Here is a 12716-nt window from a genome sequence, read left to right as displayed (position 1 = left end):
GATACTATTAGTTATACAGTACTCTTCCGGAGTTAACCAATAATGACACATAGTACATTGAAAGAGAAACTTCAGGCTCTCGGTATAAAACAGGTCCTTGGGTATCTGGACTCCGATCCTGAAAAAAACATTCCGAAACTCCTCAAATGGGTGGAGTTTCTGGATAAAAACAACACGCTGGAAGGTCCTCTTCCAACCGTGAAGCGGGTGCTTTCCGATAAGGACGGGGTTTGGTACAAGTTCATAACCGATCTGTACACCGACATCGATCCTTTTGTCAGGAAAAAGATCTTCGAGAACTTCATCGTCAATGCCGTTGTTCTCGGCAGAGACAAGAAGATCAAGCTGAGAGAGGAAGAGGGATGCAATATTCCCTGGGCGATCCTGATGGATCCGACAAGCGCCTGCAATCTGAAGTGCATCGGGTGCTGGGCGGCTGAGTACGGGAACCGGATGAACCTGACCCTTGAAGAGTGGGACTCGATCATCGAGCAGGGAAAAGCTCTCGGTACTTACTTCTTCCTGTACTCGGGCGGCGAACCGCTTGTCCGGAAAAAAGACATCATCAGGATGTGCGAAAAACACAGCGACTGTGTTTTCCTGTCGTTTACGAACGGCACGTTGATCGACGAGGCATTTGCTGACGAGATGCTCCGGGTCGGGAACTTTGTTCCGGCGATCAGTATCGAAGGGGATGAGGCGGCGACGGATGCCAGACGGGGAGCCGGCGTGTATGCCAAAGTCATCAAGGCGATGGAGATCCTGAAACAGAAGAAACTGCCGTTTGGTATCTCCTGCTGTTATACGAGCGCCAACACCGATATTATCGGCAGTGACGCCTACATCGATGATATGATCGCCCGGGGAGCGAAGTTTGCCTGGTTCTTTACGTATATGCCGGTCGGTCTGGACGCCGTTCCTGAACTTCTCGCAACACCTGAGCAGAGGGAGCATATGTATCACCAGGTCAGACATATCCGTGCGACCCGCCCGATCTTTGCGATGGACTTCTGGAACGACGGCGAGTATGTGAACGGCTGTATCGCCGGCGGCAGGTTCTATCTCCACATCAATGCAAACGGCGACATCGAGCCATGCGCATTCATTCATTACTCTGATGCGAACATCAGGACCCACACGCTTCTCGAGGCATACAAATCCCCGCTGTTTATGCAGTATCGCGCAAACCAGCCGTTCAATCCAAACCATCTCCGCCCCTGTCCCCTGCTTGACAATCCGGAGAGGCTTACTGCGATGGTGGATGCTGCCAAAGCAAAGTCCACGGATATGGTGAATCCGGAAGATGTTCATGATCTGATGAAAAAGACCGTTCCCGCAGCAGAGAAGTGGGCGCCGGTCGCCGCTGAACTCTGGGTAGAGAATCGTGCGGAAAAGGCTGCGAAGGCTGCCTGTCCCGGCGGCTGCGGATGCGGGTGTAAGAACCCGGACCGCAAATAACCAAACTCTTTTTCAAATAGGACTTACGTGGTGTACTATCTATCGAAAAAACTGATGTGCGTATGAGATGTACTTCGATTTCGTGTATGGTATTAGTGTCGACACAAGAGAAAAAATCAACCGCGAATCGGCGCGAATCCCGCCCTTCGGGCTCCCAGAATCGGATTTGCTCTTCCTCACTTTCGCAATCCAGCTTCGCTGTCTTGCTCATCCCTTCATCGGGACCGTTCGGGCAAATCCTGTCGGCGCTCCAGCGCCTCCCGTTATTGATTTATCTCTTGATCTTACGTAGTGATTGACAGTAAAATGGATATTTTCACATATAGTAATGCCCAATATGCATCTCTCTCACGGGAGCCGCTGGGGCGGCGACAGGATTTGCCCGAACGGTCCCGATAAAGGGACGAGCCGTCGTGTTGATAGCGGGTTGGACGCTGAAAGCGGACAACCTTAGCGGAGCAAGGCTTTGCCTTGCGACTAGACACGACGGGCGAGAGTGAGGTTAAGCAAATCCGATTCTGGGAGCCCGAAGGGCGGGATTCGCGCCGATTCGCGGTTGGTTTATCTCATGCTTCCACACCCAACCTTACCTTTCCCGAATCGGCGCCGCACCAGCACCGAGTAAGTCCGATTCACAATTTTTAACGTGTCGGATGATTCACTATAGAATCATCAGTATGATCACGTTTCTTGCAGGCATTTGTATCCTCATCTTCGGCTATTTCTTCTGGAGTAAAGTCGCGGAAAAAATATTCGGGCCCGACGACCGGAAAACCCCTGCACTGAAGAATCCGGACGCGGTCGAGCGTGTTCCTCTTTCCAGACGGCGGAACATGCTGATCCAGCTGCTGAACATCGCCGGGATGGGGCCGATCGTGGGTGTTGTCCTTGGGATGAAGTTCGGGCCGGTCGTCTTTCTCATCCTCCCGGTCGGCAACGTGATCGGCGGGGCGATCCATGACTATTACGTGGGGATGATCTCGGCCAGAAACAATGGTTCCGATATGACGGGCCTGGTCGGCAAATTTCTCGGCAGGACCTCAGGCGCGATCTTTCTTGTTCTTGTGATCCTTTCACTTCTGCTTCTTGTTACGACGTTTACAAACATTCCGGCAAATTTCATTCTTCTTCTGCTGCCCTTTGGGCCGGCGGTTCTGGTCTGTGCGGTTGTCGGGATCTTTGTTTATTATATCATCTCGACGATCTTTCCGATCGACAAAGTGGTCGGGAGAATTTATCCGGTATTCGGCGTGGCATTGATTCTGGTCACCGCCCTTTTGTGTTTTGCCTACATCCCGTTTGCTTCGTCTATTCCTGACCTTGTCCTGACGCCGGCAGGGATCACCGAAGCATTCTCCGCCCATCCCGGCGGCCAGCCGATCGTGCCGATGCTTTTTATCACTATCGCCTGCGGGATCCTGTCCGGGTTCCACGCGACCCAGTCGCCGATCACATCAAGGACGATCACCTCGGAACGCGAAGGAAGAAGAGTATTCTACGGGATGATGGTCGCCGAAGGCATCATCGCGATGATCTGGGCGGCGGGCGCTTCGATCATTTTTACGCTCAGACCCGAGATGCTTGCGTCAGCGAACGGCAACGCGATCATCTTCGAGATTTTGGATCTGGTGTTCCCGACGTTTCTTATCGTGCTCGCGATACTCGTTTTGATCATCCTCGCGATCACGAGCGGGGACACGGCCCTTCGTGTCATGCGGACCTCGGTCGCGGGCCATTTCGGATTCGATCAGTCGACGATGAGAAAGCGCATTCTTCTGGCTCTTCCGCTGGTTGCCGCGATAACCTTGCTTCTGTTCTGGTCGAATCTGATCCCTACCGGGTATGCGGTCCTCTGGAACTACTTTTCCTGGTTCAATCAGGTGATAGCTTCGTTTGCGCTGATGACGGCGACGGTGTATCTGATCAGTAAAGGAAAACCGTTCTGGATCACGATGATCCCGGGCGCCGGGATCCTGTTTGTCGTGATCTCGTTCATACTCTGGTCGAGTCCGGAGCATCTTGCCGGGGTGCCGTTTGGGATCGGGATGCCTCTTGAGATGTCGTATCCCGTGTCAGGCGCCCTGACCGCGGCGGTCTATTTCTTTTTGGTCAGGCAGGGACGGAAACTGCGGGCCGACACGGCCTTCTCGGCTGATGAAGCGTAGATCCGGTTTAATCAATGATTGCGGCGTGATCTCACGGCAGGGTAAAATAATTACCCATAAATAATTCTTTTTCCAATAGAGATGACATTTCATCAAAAATGACTATGTTGAAGGCCTCTCTATGGCAGAAACTAAAGAAAAACCCACACAAAACACAAAAATCTTCGTGTCGATTATTATAGGACTGGTGCTTGCCGCCTTCCTTCTGGCATATGATGCGGGATTCTCTACCCTCGGAGAAGGTACATCCCAGTATGCCGTTCTCATCCTGCTCCTTGCCCGGATGATGATTGCCTCAGTTATTCTCTATCTGTTTACGATCACCGGAGTCTTCGAACGTCTGGTTTCCGGAGAAGCAAAACTCACGGATCTTGTCTGGACAGCACTCCTGACTCTGGGGATCTCCCTTTACGGTAATTACGGCGGGGTTGAAGTGAACGGGGTCCTGGTAAACTTCCGTGACGTCGGCGCTATTCTCGCCGGTCTTCTTGGAGGTCCGATTGTCGGTACGATCGTAGGTCTGGTCAGCGGATATCTGCGGTTCCTGCAGGGGGGCATCGTCGCCGTACCCTGTATGATAGGGACGATTCTGGCAGGTTTCCTCTCAGGTATTGCGATCCGGTTCTGGCAGGGAAAACTTACCATCCTGCGTGCAGTTATCATTGCACTGATCGTAGAACTCCTGCACGTGATCGTCGTTTTCCCCATCTATGTATTAAGTATGGGAACGATGACCACTGAACAGGTCCTCTCTACGATTGCATTCTGCGTACCGGTGATGTGTGTCGTCACTCCTCTCTGTGTTGCGATTTTTGCCTTTTTTGTCCGCAGATACGCGTGTCTCGGCAGAACCGGCATCGAAAAGTTACGCTGGAGCAAACTCACCCGCAAGTGATCAGACGGGAAAAATACCCCGTCCCGTATCTTTTTTTATCAGGAAACCGGGAGCGTGCCCCAGGTATAATATGCGGGAACGCTCAATACTACTTATATGCTGGAACTACTGGTGACCATAATATCAGCCGCGTTTACCCTGATAATTATCCTGGATCCCCTTCTCTCGGTCTCGATGTTCATCAATCTCACCAGAGATCTCCAGAAAGCCGAGATGATCCGCCAGGCATTCGTCGCAACAGGCGTCGCCGGCATTCTCATGCTGACATTTTTGATATTCAATAACCTCCTCTTCGATCTGCTCGGGATCGAACTCGAAAGCTTCAAAGTTGCCGGCGGTATCATCCTCTTTATTCTTGGTCTGCAGATCGTTCTGGGTCTGGAGATCGGCGGTTCTTCGGCCGGCCACAAAAACCTTGAAAGCAGTGACCGGATCGGCAAAAAATCCATGGCCGGCGTCATCATCGGCACGCCGGTCATGTGCGGGCCGGGAACCATCACCACCGTCATGATCCTTGGCGCACAGGACGGCATTCTTCTGACGCTCCTCGCTGTCATCCTCGCTCTCCTGTGTATCTGGCTGATCCTCATCTTCTCGGCGCAGATCAAAAAACTCCTCGGGGAGACCGTCCTCGTCATCCTCTCAAAGATCGTCGGTCTTCTTTTGACTGCTATCGCAGTTCACACGATCTGGACCGGGATCCTCGGCCTCATCAGTCTCTCGGTCATCTGAACATGGTCATCTTCACCCCGAACCAGACCGAGTTCCTCGTCTTCGATCTCGAAGCATTCGTCCCGCCGGCCGACCGGAAAAAACGGACCGGCGCTTCCCTTGCGGTAAATGCATTTCGGGAAGGTCACACCCTTCTCGGCGGCGTGGTCTACAGCGGGCTCCCGCTCGCCGGCGAAGTCACCAACGATTATGCCCATTTCTGGATGTGGCGCGAAGGAAGCGAAGAAAACGTCGTGCTCTCACTCTATCAGGTCTTTGCTGAGATGTGGGCGCGTGTCAACACCAAAAAAATGATCCAGGCGGATCCTGTGGTATGCGGGGTCGGCATATCCACATTCGACATGCCGTTCCTTATGGCAAAATGTCTCCAGTACAACGCGGCCGCGCCCGAAGAGATCTATGAAACCCTCGGCAAATGCCGGATCGTCGACCTCTCCGTCGCCGGGATAGGATTCGTCAGGAACCAAACCCCTATTCTGCATCCCTGTTCCCACAACCAGCTCGCCGACGCCCTCCTGCCCGAACGTGAGCAGAAACCTACCGGAAAAAAAGTATGGGATATGGTCGACGCGAAGGATTACAGCGCCGTCGAACGAAGGTGTGAAGCCGAAGTCAGGGAAATGGTCGAGATCGCCGACAAAATGCTGCTCAGCTGTCGATATCCCCGTAATACGGTTTGATGTCAAGGACCGGGGTATTGTCAAGCGCTTCAAGCCCTTTGACGGTAAGGACCAGATCATTGACCGACGTGATCGTGACAAGCGTGAGGGAGATCGGATTGGGCCTGACCGGCGCACGGGTCGAAAAAACGCCCCGCATTTTCCCGTCCCCGTGACCATGCGGCTTCACCTTCAGAATATCGCGTTCTGCCCGGTCGAACCAGCACAAAACAAAGACTTTGTCCCCTGCACAAAGACCAGAGAGACCGTCCCGGTATTTTTCGTAGATCGTGATCCGGCTCGGTTTGTCGGTAAAGATCCCCTGCCGGGGAGCATCCTCTTTGGTCTCAAACGGCGAATGAACGATCCCGATCGGGACGCACTCGATTCTCTTCTGCACCGGGCGGGAGGGGCGTGCCAGCAGATCAAGGGCATTATTGCATAACCAGTCGCAGGAACCGACATAGGGATTCTCCCGCGGAACATGCGTGTAGGTGACGCCCGCAAACACCGATGCCAGAGATCGTGCCTTTTCATACAGGGGAAGAAGATCCGGCGACCGGACCGCGTATCTTCCGGTCATCTGGGAGATCATCAGATTGCTGTCGGAAAAGACCGCCACTTTGGTCTCTTTCGGGGTGCAAAGCCGCGCCGCCCGGCCAAGAGCCGCATTCAGGGCCGCATACTCGGCCGCATTATTGGTTGCCCGGCCGAGGGTCAGCACATCCGATTCCAGCACATCGTCTCCCCGCAAAATCAGCCAGGCTGCTGCGGCCTGTCCGGGATTTCCCCGGCTTGCTCCGTCGGTGTAGATCGTCAACTGGTCCATGGAATAGTAACTCGACCTATACTTTAATTAATTTGCCTGTTAGAGTATAGAATATGGACACAATCACCATTCACGTAGGAACCCACGGGCTGACTGCGTCAAGCAGCTTTCCCGGCGGCAACATCTCCCCGAAGATCGAACTCCAGGGTGTCTCAAAGGAAGTCCAGTATATAGCAATGGTCGTTCAGAACAAGTCCGGCGGCGAGAACACCAAATGTATCTGGACCGTCTGGAACATTCCCTCCGTCGGGTACATCCCGCCTGGATACGACGCCGGACCTGCGCCGAAGTTTCCTTTCCCGGCAGTCCAGGGACTCAACGACTTCGGCGAGCATGCCTGGCACGGTCCGTCGCCCGGCCTTGGGATCACCGACCGGCTCCTTTTCCAGGTATTCGGCAGGGTCGAACCGCTCGTCATTGCGGCAAATGCGAAAATGGATGAGGTCATCGAGGCGCTTCGTGATGGAAAGACCGTCGCGCACGGCAGTCTCGAAGTAGTCTATCAGGGATAACACCCCTGATTTTTCCACAGCCGCTCCCGTCAGCGGCTGCAGAAAAAAAAACAGTATTGAAGAGGGTTTGGTATCGATTATTCTATTTGCAGAAGTTTGAGAGCGATCAGATCTTCGTAGATCTTTTTTACCGCACGCTGGGCGTCGGCCGTTTTCTTCCCGCCGGTGATGATCAGTTTTCCCGAACCGAAGAGCAGAACGACCACTTTCGGATCATCCAGCCGGTAGACGAGTCCGGGAAACTGCTCGGGTTCATACTCGATCTTGTCAAGATTGAAACTCATGGCGATCTTGTTGAGGTTGATCCGGCTGCCGAGATCCGCCGAGGTGACGATGTTTTGGACGGTGTAGGTCGGATTGTCGATGATCTGGATCTTTAGATCCTTTAACAGGGCAACGAGATACTCCAGTCCTTTGGTGAGGTTTTCCAGACTTTTTGCACCGGTGAGAACGACTTTTCCGGATCCAAAGACCAATGCCGCGATCTTTGGATTCTGCATACGCAAAACGACTCCCGGGAAACGCTGTTTATTATATTCCGCTCCCGGAATCTGGGCGGCCAAGGCCACCAGGTCCAGACTGTCATTCACCTTGGTTGATGCAACGATATTCTCAATCTTCAGTGAGTCTTCGGGAAGGTTTGACATATTTATAAGATATTACAGGTAAGTATATAAATACTCGTGTGACCTGCTTAAAAAAAGAGGGGGGAAACCGGCTTAATCGTATTCACGCCAGGTGTGTTTGCACTTTGTGCAGCGGAAGAATCTGACCTCGGATTCATCAGCACTGCGCAGCTGACGGAGCCACCACTCGGCCAGGCCGTGACCGCAGTTCGGGCATTTTATCGCGATCGTAGGTTTCGTTCCGATATCCGCGCCTTCTTCCACGATGAGGATGTCGTTTTCCTGCATGTACGCGACTTTTTTCATCTGCTCCTTATTTTCGGCGGTGATGGTTTCGGTATATCCACATTTTGAACAGCATAACTGGCCGTCCTTTGATTTCATCAGCTTTCCGCATGTTGGGCAGAACATCATAGAATACACTATTGGTTTTTCAACGTTAAATACTCTTATGGGATCCGTCAGTCCGGGTGGCAAACCCATTTATCCGACTATGCCCTACCAATAAGCATCTAATATGCTGGATACCCTTATACTCTGGATCCTTATCATCAGTCTGACTGCATTTCTTCTTACGCTGATCCCGGGAAAACATGAACGATTCACCGCGATCACCGGGTGGATCCTTCTGGAGTTCAGCTTTCTTCTGATGCTGCCCGCCCTTATCGAAGAGGGGAACATCTTCTACCCGGTCATGGTGATAGCCGGTCTTCCGCTCATTTATATTACGGTCAGGCGCCTGACTGCCGGTGATGTGCGGATCCTGCGGCTCACCTACGCGGCCGCGGTCGGCGGGATCGTGTATGCTCCGTTCGCCCTGATCACCGAACTTGGGAACTGGCTGATCTCCGTGGTCGTGTTCTGTATCCGGGCGGTGTTCGATATGCTCAGCTTCCCCTACATCATGGCCGGCTGGGATATGTTTGAGTCGGTCTGGGCCGTTCCCGGTCAGACCTACGGATACATGGATCAGATCATCCTCGGATGCACCGGGATTACGGCGGTCGCGATCCTTCTTGGAGTCATCGCTCTCACCAAGACCTCGTGGAAACAGAAGATCGGTCTGACGTTGCTGGTCGCGGCACCGATATTTATTATAAACATCTTCAGGAACGTGTTTGTGATCATGGCATACTTCGGACAGTGGTTCCCCTGGTTTGAGGAGGAGCTCGCTCATCCGACGATCCCCGGGTATGCAAGCTTTTTCTGGTCTCACAATGTCATCTGCGAAGGAGCGGCGTTCCTCCTGATCCTCGTGATCGCCTACCTGCTCTTCAGGTTTTCACCCGGACTGATAAGCAATATCAGAGAGATCCTGTTCATCTACCGGGACGATCTGCGTGCCCTGCTCGGCAGAGGTCAGCGGAAGTAACCATGGACTGCCCGTTCTGCAGTGACGACGCCTGTCTGTTCGGCAATGATCTCGCCTATGTGAAATGGGATCTCTATCCGGTCTCACCGGGTCATGTCCTGATCATTCCCCGCCGGCATGTTTCTTCCTGGTTCGACCTTACCCCCGCCGAACACGCGGCCGTGAGTGAACTGATCGGCCGTGCGAAGATCCATCTTGATGCGGCGTATTCGCCTGCAGGTTACAATATCGGGGTGAACTGCGGGGAGGCGGCAGGCCAGACGGTCATGCACGCCCACCTGCACCTCATCCCGAGATATGCCGGTGACGTTATAAATCCGCGCGGGGGCATCCGGGCGGTAATCCGGGCAAAACAGGATTATCCTCAGGCAAAATAACGCAGTTAATATAGGATGAGCGGGATTAACTAATAATTATATGTACAAATCCATCGACGAAATAAATGAGCGTATTCGTGATGGAAGTGTCCGTGTGGTCAGCGCTGAAGAGATGCCGGATATCGTCGACGAACTCGGCGTTACCGGGGCACTTCGTGAAGTGGACGTGGTCACCACCGGTACTTTCGGCGCGATGTGCTCGTCCGGGGCATTTTTGAACTTTGGTCATCCCGAGATCCCTATCAGGATGGAGAAGATGTGGCTCAATAATGTGGAAGCATATGCAGGCATTGCGGCCGTCGACTGTTATCTTGGAGCGACCCAGGAGTCGACCACCAGAAACGCGGAGTACGGCGGGGCCCATGTCATTCAGGATCTGATCGCCGGAAAATCCGTGGAGCTCCATGCACGGGCAAAAGGGACCGACTGTTATCCCCGCACCTCCATAACCAACGAGTTCACGCTCCAGGAACTCAATCAGGCAATCATGGTCAATCCGAGAAACGCCTACCAGTGCTATAATGCAGCCGTGAATATGAGCGACCGGGCAATAAAAACCTATATGGGCTATCTTCTGCCTTCCCACAGAAATATCACCTACTCCGGCGCCGGGTGTCTCTCTCCTCTTCCAAACGATCCGACCTTTTCCGTGATCGGTTCGGGCACTCCGATCTTTATCGGCGGCGCAAACGGCGTCGTGGTCGGGGAAGGCACGCAGTCATCACCCGGATCGGGATTCGGCACCCTGATGACCGCAGGAAACATGAAGGATATGTCTCCTGATTTTATCCGCGCCGCCACCATGACCGGATACGGCGTCACGATGTATGTCGGCATCGGCGTTCCGATCCCTCTTCTGAACGAGGAGATCGTGCAGCATACCGCGGTCCGCGATGAGGATCTGAAAACGAGCATCGTCGATTACGGCACGCCGTTTCGGGACCGGCCCGTGATCCGCGAGGTCACCTATGCCGAGCTGAAGAGCGGATCGGTCGAGATCGACGGAGAAGAGGTCCGCTGTTCTCCCCTCTCGAGTTATAAAAAGGCACGTGAGGTCGCAGCCGAGCTGAAGGTCCGGATCGAAAAAGGCTCCTTTACGATGGCTCATGCTTCCCGGCCGATCGATGCCGAAAAGAGGAACAAACCCATGGCGGAGAAGGGGTATGTCTGTCATGTGAATGAGATGATGGTCGCTAAATTCGTGACGATCACCGGCGGCGAAAGCGTCAAAGAGGCGGCGAAACGTCTGCTGAAAGGCGAGACGAACCATCTGCCGGTTATCGACAGGGAGAACCGGCTGATCGGTATCGTCACAACGTATGATGTCTCCAAAGCATTTGCAAATGATGAGCAGGATATGACCGTTTCGGAGATCATGACCAAAAACGTCATCACGATCGGTCCGGACGCGCCGGTGGATTTTGCCGCCCGGATCCTTCAGCAGCACAACATCGGCGCCCTTGTGGTGATCGACTCGTCCCGGCATATCCTCGGGATGCTGAACTCGTATGATCTCGGTGATCTTGTCGGCGGGAGGGGACGAAGATGAAGCTGATGGTCGAGTTTGACTCCGACGGGGTCCAGTACCCAAACATTGCCGCCGCTATCCTCCGGTCAGGCGTGATGGTGAATGTGGAACGCGCCTTGATCGACGGGGATGAGGGCTGGGCGCTCCTCGATGTGGATGATAATGATGCCGGCAGATTCATCGCGGCACTCACGCGAAAAGGGGTCACGATCCGTATTCAGAAGGACGCGGTTTCCCACAACCGTACAGACTGTGTGGACTGCGGACTTTGTATCAGCATCTGTCAAAAGCAGGTCTTCTCCTTTGACGAGAACTGGCAGCTCGTCGTTGATTCCGAGCGCTGCGTCCTCTGCGGAAGATGTGCGACCTACTGCCCCCAGCGGGCGCTGAGCATCCAGAAGTAACGGCTCACATGATCCGCGAAAAGTTCGCATACCGCGAGACGATCACCACGATCCTCGCCGACGATGTTTGTCACATCGAAGCGGCAAAGGAAGGGATGATCGCGGCGCGGACCAGTCTTGAGCGGTATCTTTTGGCCGATCCTTTTTTTCAGATGAGTTACGGACCCGTTCCGGCATCCGCCGGCTCCCCGGAAACGGTCAGACGGATGGCGGATGCCGCATTTGAAGCTGATGTCGGCCCTATGGCCGCGGTCGCCGCATCGATCGGCTGGGCGGGTGTTTTGGCGATGCGGGATTTGGGCGCCGCGTTCGGACTGATCGACAACGGGGGGGATATCGTACTGTTTTCTGATCGGGACGTGCGTGTCGGGATCTACGCCGGGTCCGCGCCGTCTTCGGGAAAAACCGCATTCATCATCCCGCCGCAAAACGAGATCCTCGGGATATGCACATCCTCAGCGACCGTCGGCCCTTCGGTCTCCTTCGGGATCGCGGACTTAGTGACCTGTTTTTCCCGTGATCCGGCGAAGGCCGATGCCTGGGCAACCGGACTCTGCAATATACTTACGCCGGAGAACTTTGACGAGGTCATGGAACAGGTTGCCGGATCCTCGGTCTCTGCCGTCTATGCGGTGATCGGGGACTGGATCGGCCAGTGGGGGGATCTTCCAAAGATCGCCGCGGCAGATGTCAGGTATGATCTTATCACGAAAGGTTAGGCGCACTGCTCTTTTGCACACTTCACCGCTTCCCGGTAGGCGCCGGGACCGGAGAAGGCTTTGAGGAACTTTTCCCCGTTCCAGACCGCGATAAAAAAGAGCGAAGAGTTCTTATCGAACCCGAAGATCAGCTCCGCGAGCTCCGCGTTTCCGATCTTGATCCCGCGGAGGATCTGTGAAGAGGGCTGGAGCAGCAGACGTTCATAGATCTCGACTGCGGGTTCCTCTTCGAAGGCGTAAAGGTAGGTCTGAAGAGCATTGGTCAGATCCGATGTGCAGAGCCTGACCGCAGTCTCTTTTGGCAGGCCGCGAAGAAGTTCCGCGAGGACGAAGTCGTCATCCCCGGACGCTTCATACAGTTCATCGGCCAGAGAGTCAAGCTCGGAGTTGGAGGTGTACGCCATATAAGGTACTTTTCTGTTGTGTGATTCAATAAAGTA

At 54.0% G+C, this 12716-nt stretch carries 15 protein-coding genes; 11 read left to right on the top strand and 4 right to left on the bottom strand.

The window, feature by feature from the left end; genetic code table 11:
• The first annotated feature begins 42 nt into the window (after positions 1-42).
• The 5 genes from H575_RS04525 (at position 43) to H575_RS04500 (ending at position 5930) form a co-directional block, all read left to right on the top strand.
• Entirely contained in the window at positions 43-1458 is a 1416-nt protein-coding gene (locus H575_RS04525) for a radical SAM protein (protein WP_042698564.1), read from the top strand.
• Positions 1459-2135: 677 nt separating this feature from the next.
• Positions 2136-3623: a carbon starvation CstA family protein gene (locus tag H575_RS04515; protein ID WP_042698559.1), complete on the top strand. Its 1488-nt coding sequence runs from the start codon at positions 2136-2138 to the stop codon at positions 3621-3623.
• Between the two features lie 121 nt (positions 3624-3744).
• Positions 3745-4518: a LytS/YhcK type 5TM receptor domain-containing protein gene (locus H575_RS04510; protein WP_042698556.1), complete on the top strand. Its 774-nt coding sequence runs from the start codon at positions 3745-3747 to the stop codon at positions 4516-4518.
• A 96-nt stretch (positions 4519-4614) separates the two neighbouring features.
• Positions 4615-5250 carry a MarC family protein gene (locus H575_RS04505; protein ID WP_042698553.1) on the top strand — a complete coding sequence of 212 codons (636 nt, stop codon included), beginning with the start codon at positions 4615-4617 and terminating at the stop codon, positions 5248-5250.
• A 2-nt stretch (positions 5251-5252) separates the two neighbouring features.
• Positions 5253-5930, top strand: a complete 678-nt coding sequence (locus tag H575_RS04500) for a hypothetical protein (protein WP_042698550.1) — start codon at positions 5253-5255, stop codon at positions 5928-5930.
• On the opposite strand, the gene tsaA is transcribed toward H575_RS04500, so the two are convergent.
• The gene (tsaA, locus tag H575_RS09645) at positions 5899-6738 is read right to left on the bottom strand and encodes a tRNA (N6-threonylcarbamoyladenosine(37)-N6)-methyltransferase TrmO (protein WP_081406658.1); all 840 of its coding nucleotides are present in this window, start codon (positions 6736-6738) and stop codon (positions 5899-5901) included. The genes H575_RS04500 and tsaA overlap by 32 nt on opposite strands.
• Before the next feature lie 53 nt (positions 6739-6791).
• On the opposite strand from tsaA, the gene H575_RS04490 reads away from it, so the two are divergent.
• On the top strand, positions 6792-7250 hold the full coding sequence (locus tag H575_RS04490) for a YbhB/YbcL family Raf kinase inhibitor-like protein (protein ID WP_042698547.1): 459 nt from the start codon (positions 6792-6794) through the stop codon (positions 7248-7250).
• A gap of 77 nt (positions 7251-7327) precedes the next feature.
• Here H575_RS04490 and H575_RS04485 read toward each other — a convergent pair whose 3' ends face one another.
• Together H575_RS04485 and H575_RS04480 are read right to left on the bottom strand one after the other, a co-directional pair.
• A complete protein-coding gene (locus H575_RS04485; RefSeq protein WP_042698544.1) occupies positions 7328-7897 on the bottom strand; it encodes a TATA-box-binding protein in 570 nt (189 codons plus the stop codon).
• A 72-nt stretch (positions 7898-7969) separates the two neighbouring features.
• Positions 7970-8290, bottom strand: coding sequence for a transcription factor S (locus H575_RS04480; protein WP_042698541.1), 321 nt, complete (start codon positions 8288-8290; stop codon positions 7970-7972).
• Positions 8291-8393: 103 nt separating this feature from the next.
• Between H575_RS04480 and artA the strand changes: the two genes are divergently transcribed.
• From artA to H575_RS04455, 5 genes are read left to right on the top strand one after another with little or no spacing between them, the layout of a single operon-like run.
• Positions 8394-9248: an archaeosortase A gene (artA, locus tag H575_RS04475; RefSeq protein WP_052319961.1), complete on the top strand. Its 855-nt coding sequence runs from the start codon at positions 8394-8396 to the stop codon at positions 9246-9248.
• 2 nt (positions 9249-9250) lie between these two features.
• Positions 9251-9625, top strand: coding sequence for an HIT family protein (locus H575_RS04470; protein ID WP_042698539.1), 375 nt, complete (start codon positions 9251-9253; stop codon positions 9623-9625).
• 40 nt (positions 9626-9665) lie between these two features.
• On the top strand, positions 9666-11174 hold the full coding sequence (locus tag H575_RS04465; protein WP_042698536.1) for a homocysteine biosynthesis protein: 1509 nt from the start codon (positions 9666-9668) through the stop codon (positions 11172-11174).
• The gene (locus H575_RS04460; RefSeq protein WP_042698533.1) at positions 11171-11557 is read left to right on the top strand and encodes a 4Fe-4S binding protein; all 387 of its coding nucleotides are present in this window, start codon (positions 11171-11173) and stop codon (positions 11555-11557) included. Before H575_RS04465 ends, H575_RS04460 begins: the two co-directional genes overlap by 4 nt.
• Positions 11558-11565: 8 nt before the next feature.
• Positions 11566-12276, top strand: a complete 711-nt coding sequence (locus tag H575_RS04455) for a UPF0280 family protein (protein ID WP_042698531.1) — start codon at positions 11566-11568, stop codon at positions 12274-12276.
• On the opposite strand, the gene H575_RS04450 is transcribed toward H575_RS04455, so the two are convergent.
• Positions 12273-12680 carry a hypothetical protein gene (locus H575_RS04450; RefSeq protein WP_042698528.1) on the bottom strand — a complete coding sequence of 136 codons (408 nt, stop codon included), beginning with the start codon at positions 12678-12680 and terminating at the stop codon, positions 12273-12275. The two genes, H575_RS04455 and H575_RS04450, sit on opposite strands and share 4 nt — an antisense overlap.
• Between the last annotated feature and the right edge of the window lie 36 nt (positions 12681-12716).

Source organism: Methanocorpusculum bavaricum DSM 4179 (assembly GCF_000430905.1).
Classification (GTDB): Archaea; Halobacteriota; Methanomicrobia; order Methanomicrobiales; family Methanocorpusculaceae; genus Methanocorpusculum; species Methanocorpusculum parvum.
This window is presented reverse-complemented; position numbering and strand designations above follow the sequence as displayed.

Bases quoted from the DNA above. Each gene is read 5' to 3' on its own strand.
- H575_RS04525 (WP_042698564.1), top strand. From the start codon at position 43: ATGACACATAGTACATTGAAAGAGAAACTTCAGGCTCTCGGTATAAAA.
- H575_RS04515 (WP_042698559.1), top strand. From the start codon at position 2,136: ATGATCACGTTTCTTGCAGGCATTTGTATCCTCATCTTCGGCTATTTC.
- H575_RS04510 (WP_042698556.1), top strand. From the start codon at position 3,745: ATGGCAGAAACTAAAGAAAAACCCACACAAAACACAAAAATCTTCGTG.
- H575_RS04505 (WP_042698553.1), top strand. From the start codon at position 4,615: ATGCTGGAACTACTGGTGACCATAATATCAGCCGCGTTTACCCTGATA.
- H575_RS04500 (WP_042698550.1), top strand. From the start codon at position 5,253: ATGGTCATCTTCACCCCGAACCAGACCGAGTTCCTCGTCTTCGATCTC.
- tsaA (WP_081406658.1), bottom strand. From the start codon at position 6,738: ATGGACCAGTTGACGATCTACACCGACGGAGCAAGCCGGGGAAATCCC.
- H575_RS04490 (WP_042698547.1), top strand. From the start codon at position 6,792: ATGGACACAATCACCATTCACGTAGGAACCCACGGGCTGACTGCGTCA.
- H575_RS04485 (WP_042698544.1), bottom strand. From the start codon at position 7,897: ATGTCAAACCTTCCCGAAGACTCACTGAAGATTGAGAATATCGTTGCA.
- H575_RS04480 (WP_042698541.1), bottom strand. From the start codon at position 8,290: ATGATGTTCTGCCCAACATGCGGAAAGCTGATGAAATCAAAGGACGGC.
- artA (WP_052319961.1), top strand. From the start codon at position 8,394: ATGCTGGATACCCTTATACTCTGGATCCTTATCATCAGTCTGACTGCA.
- H575_RS04470 (WP_042698539.1), top strand. From the start codon at position 9,251: ATGGACTGCCCGTTCTGCAGTGACGACGCCTGTCTGTTCGGCAATGAT.
- H575_RS04465 (WP_042698536.1), top strand. From the start codon at position 9,666: ATGTACAAATCCATCGACGAAATAAATGAGCGTATTCGTGATGGAAGT.
- H575_RS04460 (WP_042698533.1), top strand. From the start codon at position 11,171: ATGAAGCTGATGGTCGAGTTTGACTCCGACGGGGTCCAGTACCCAAAC.
- H575_RS04455 (WP_042698531.1), top strand. From the start codon at position 11,566: ATGATCCGCGAAAAGTTCGCATACCGCGAGACGATCACCACGATCCTC.
- H575_RS04450 (WP_042698528.1), bottom strand. From the start codon at position 12,680: ATGGCGTACACCTCCAACTCCGAGCTTGACTCTCTGGCCGATGAACTG.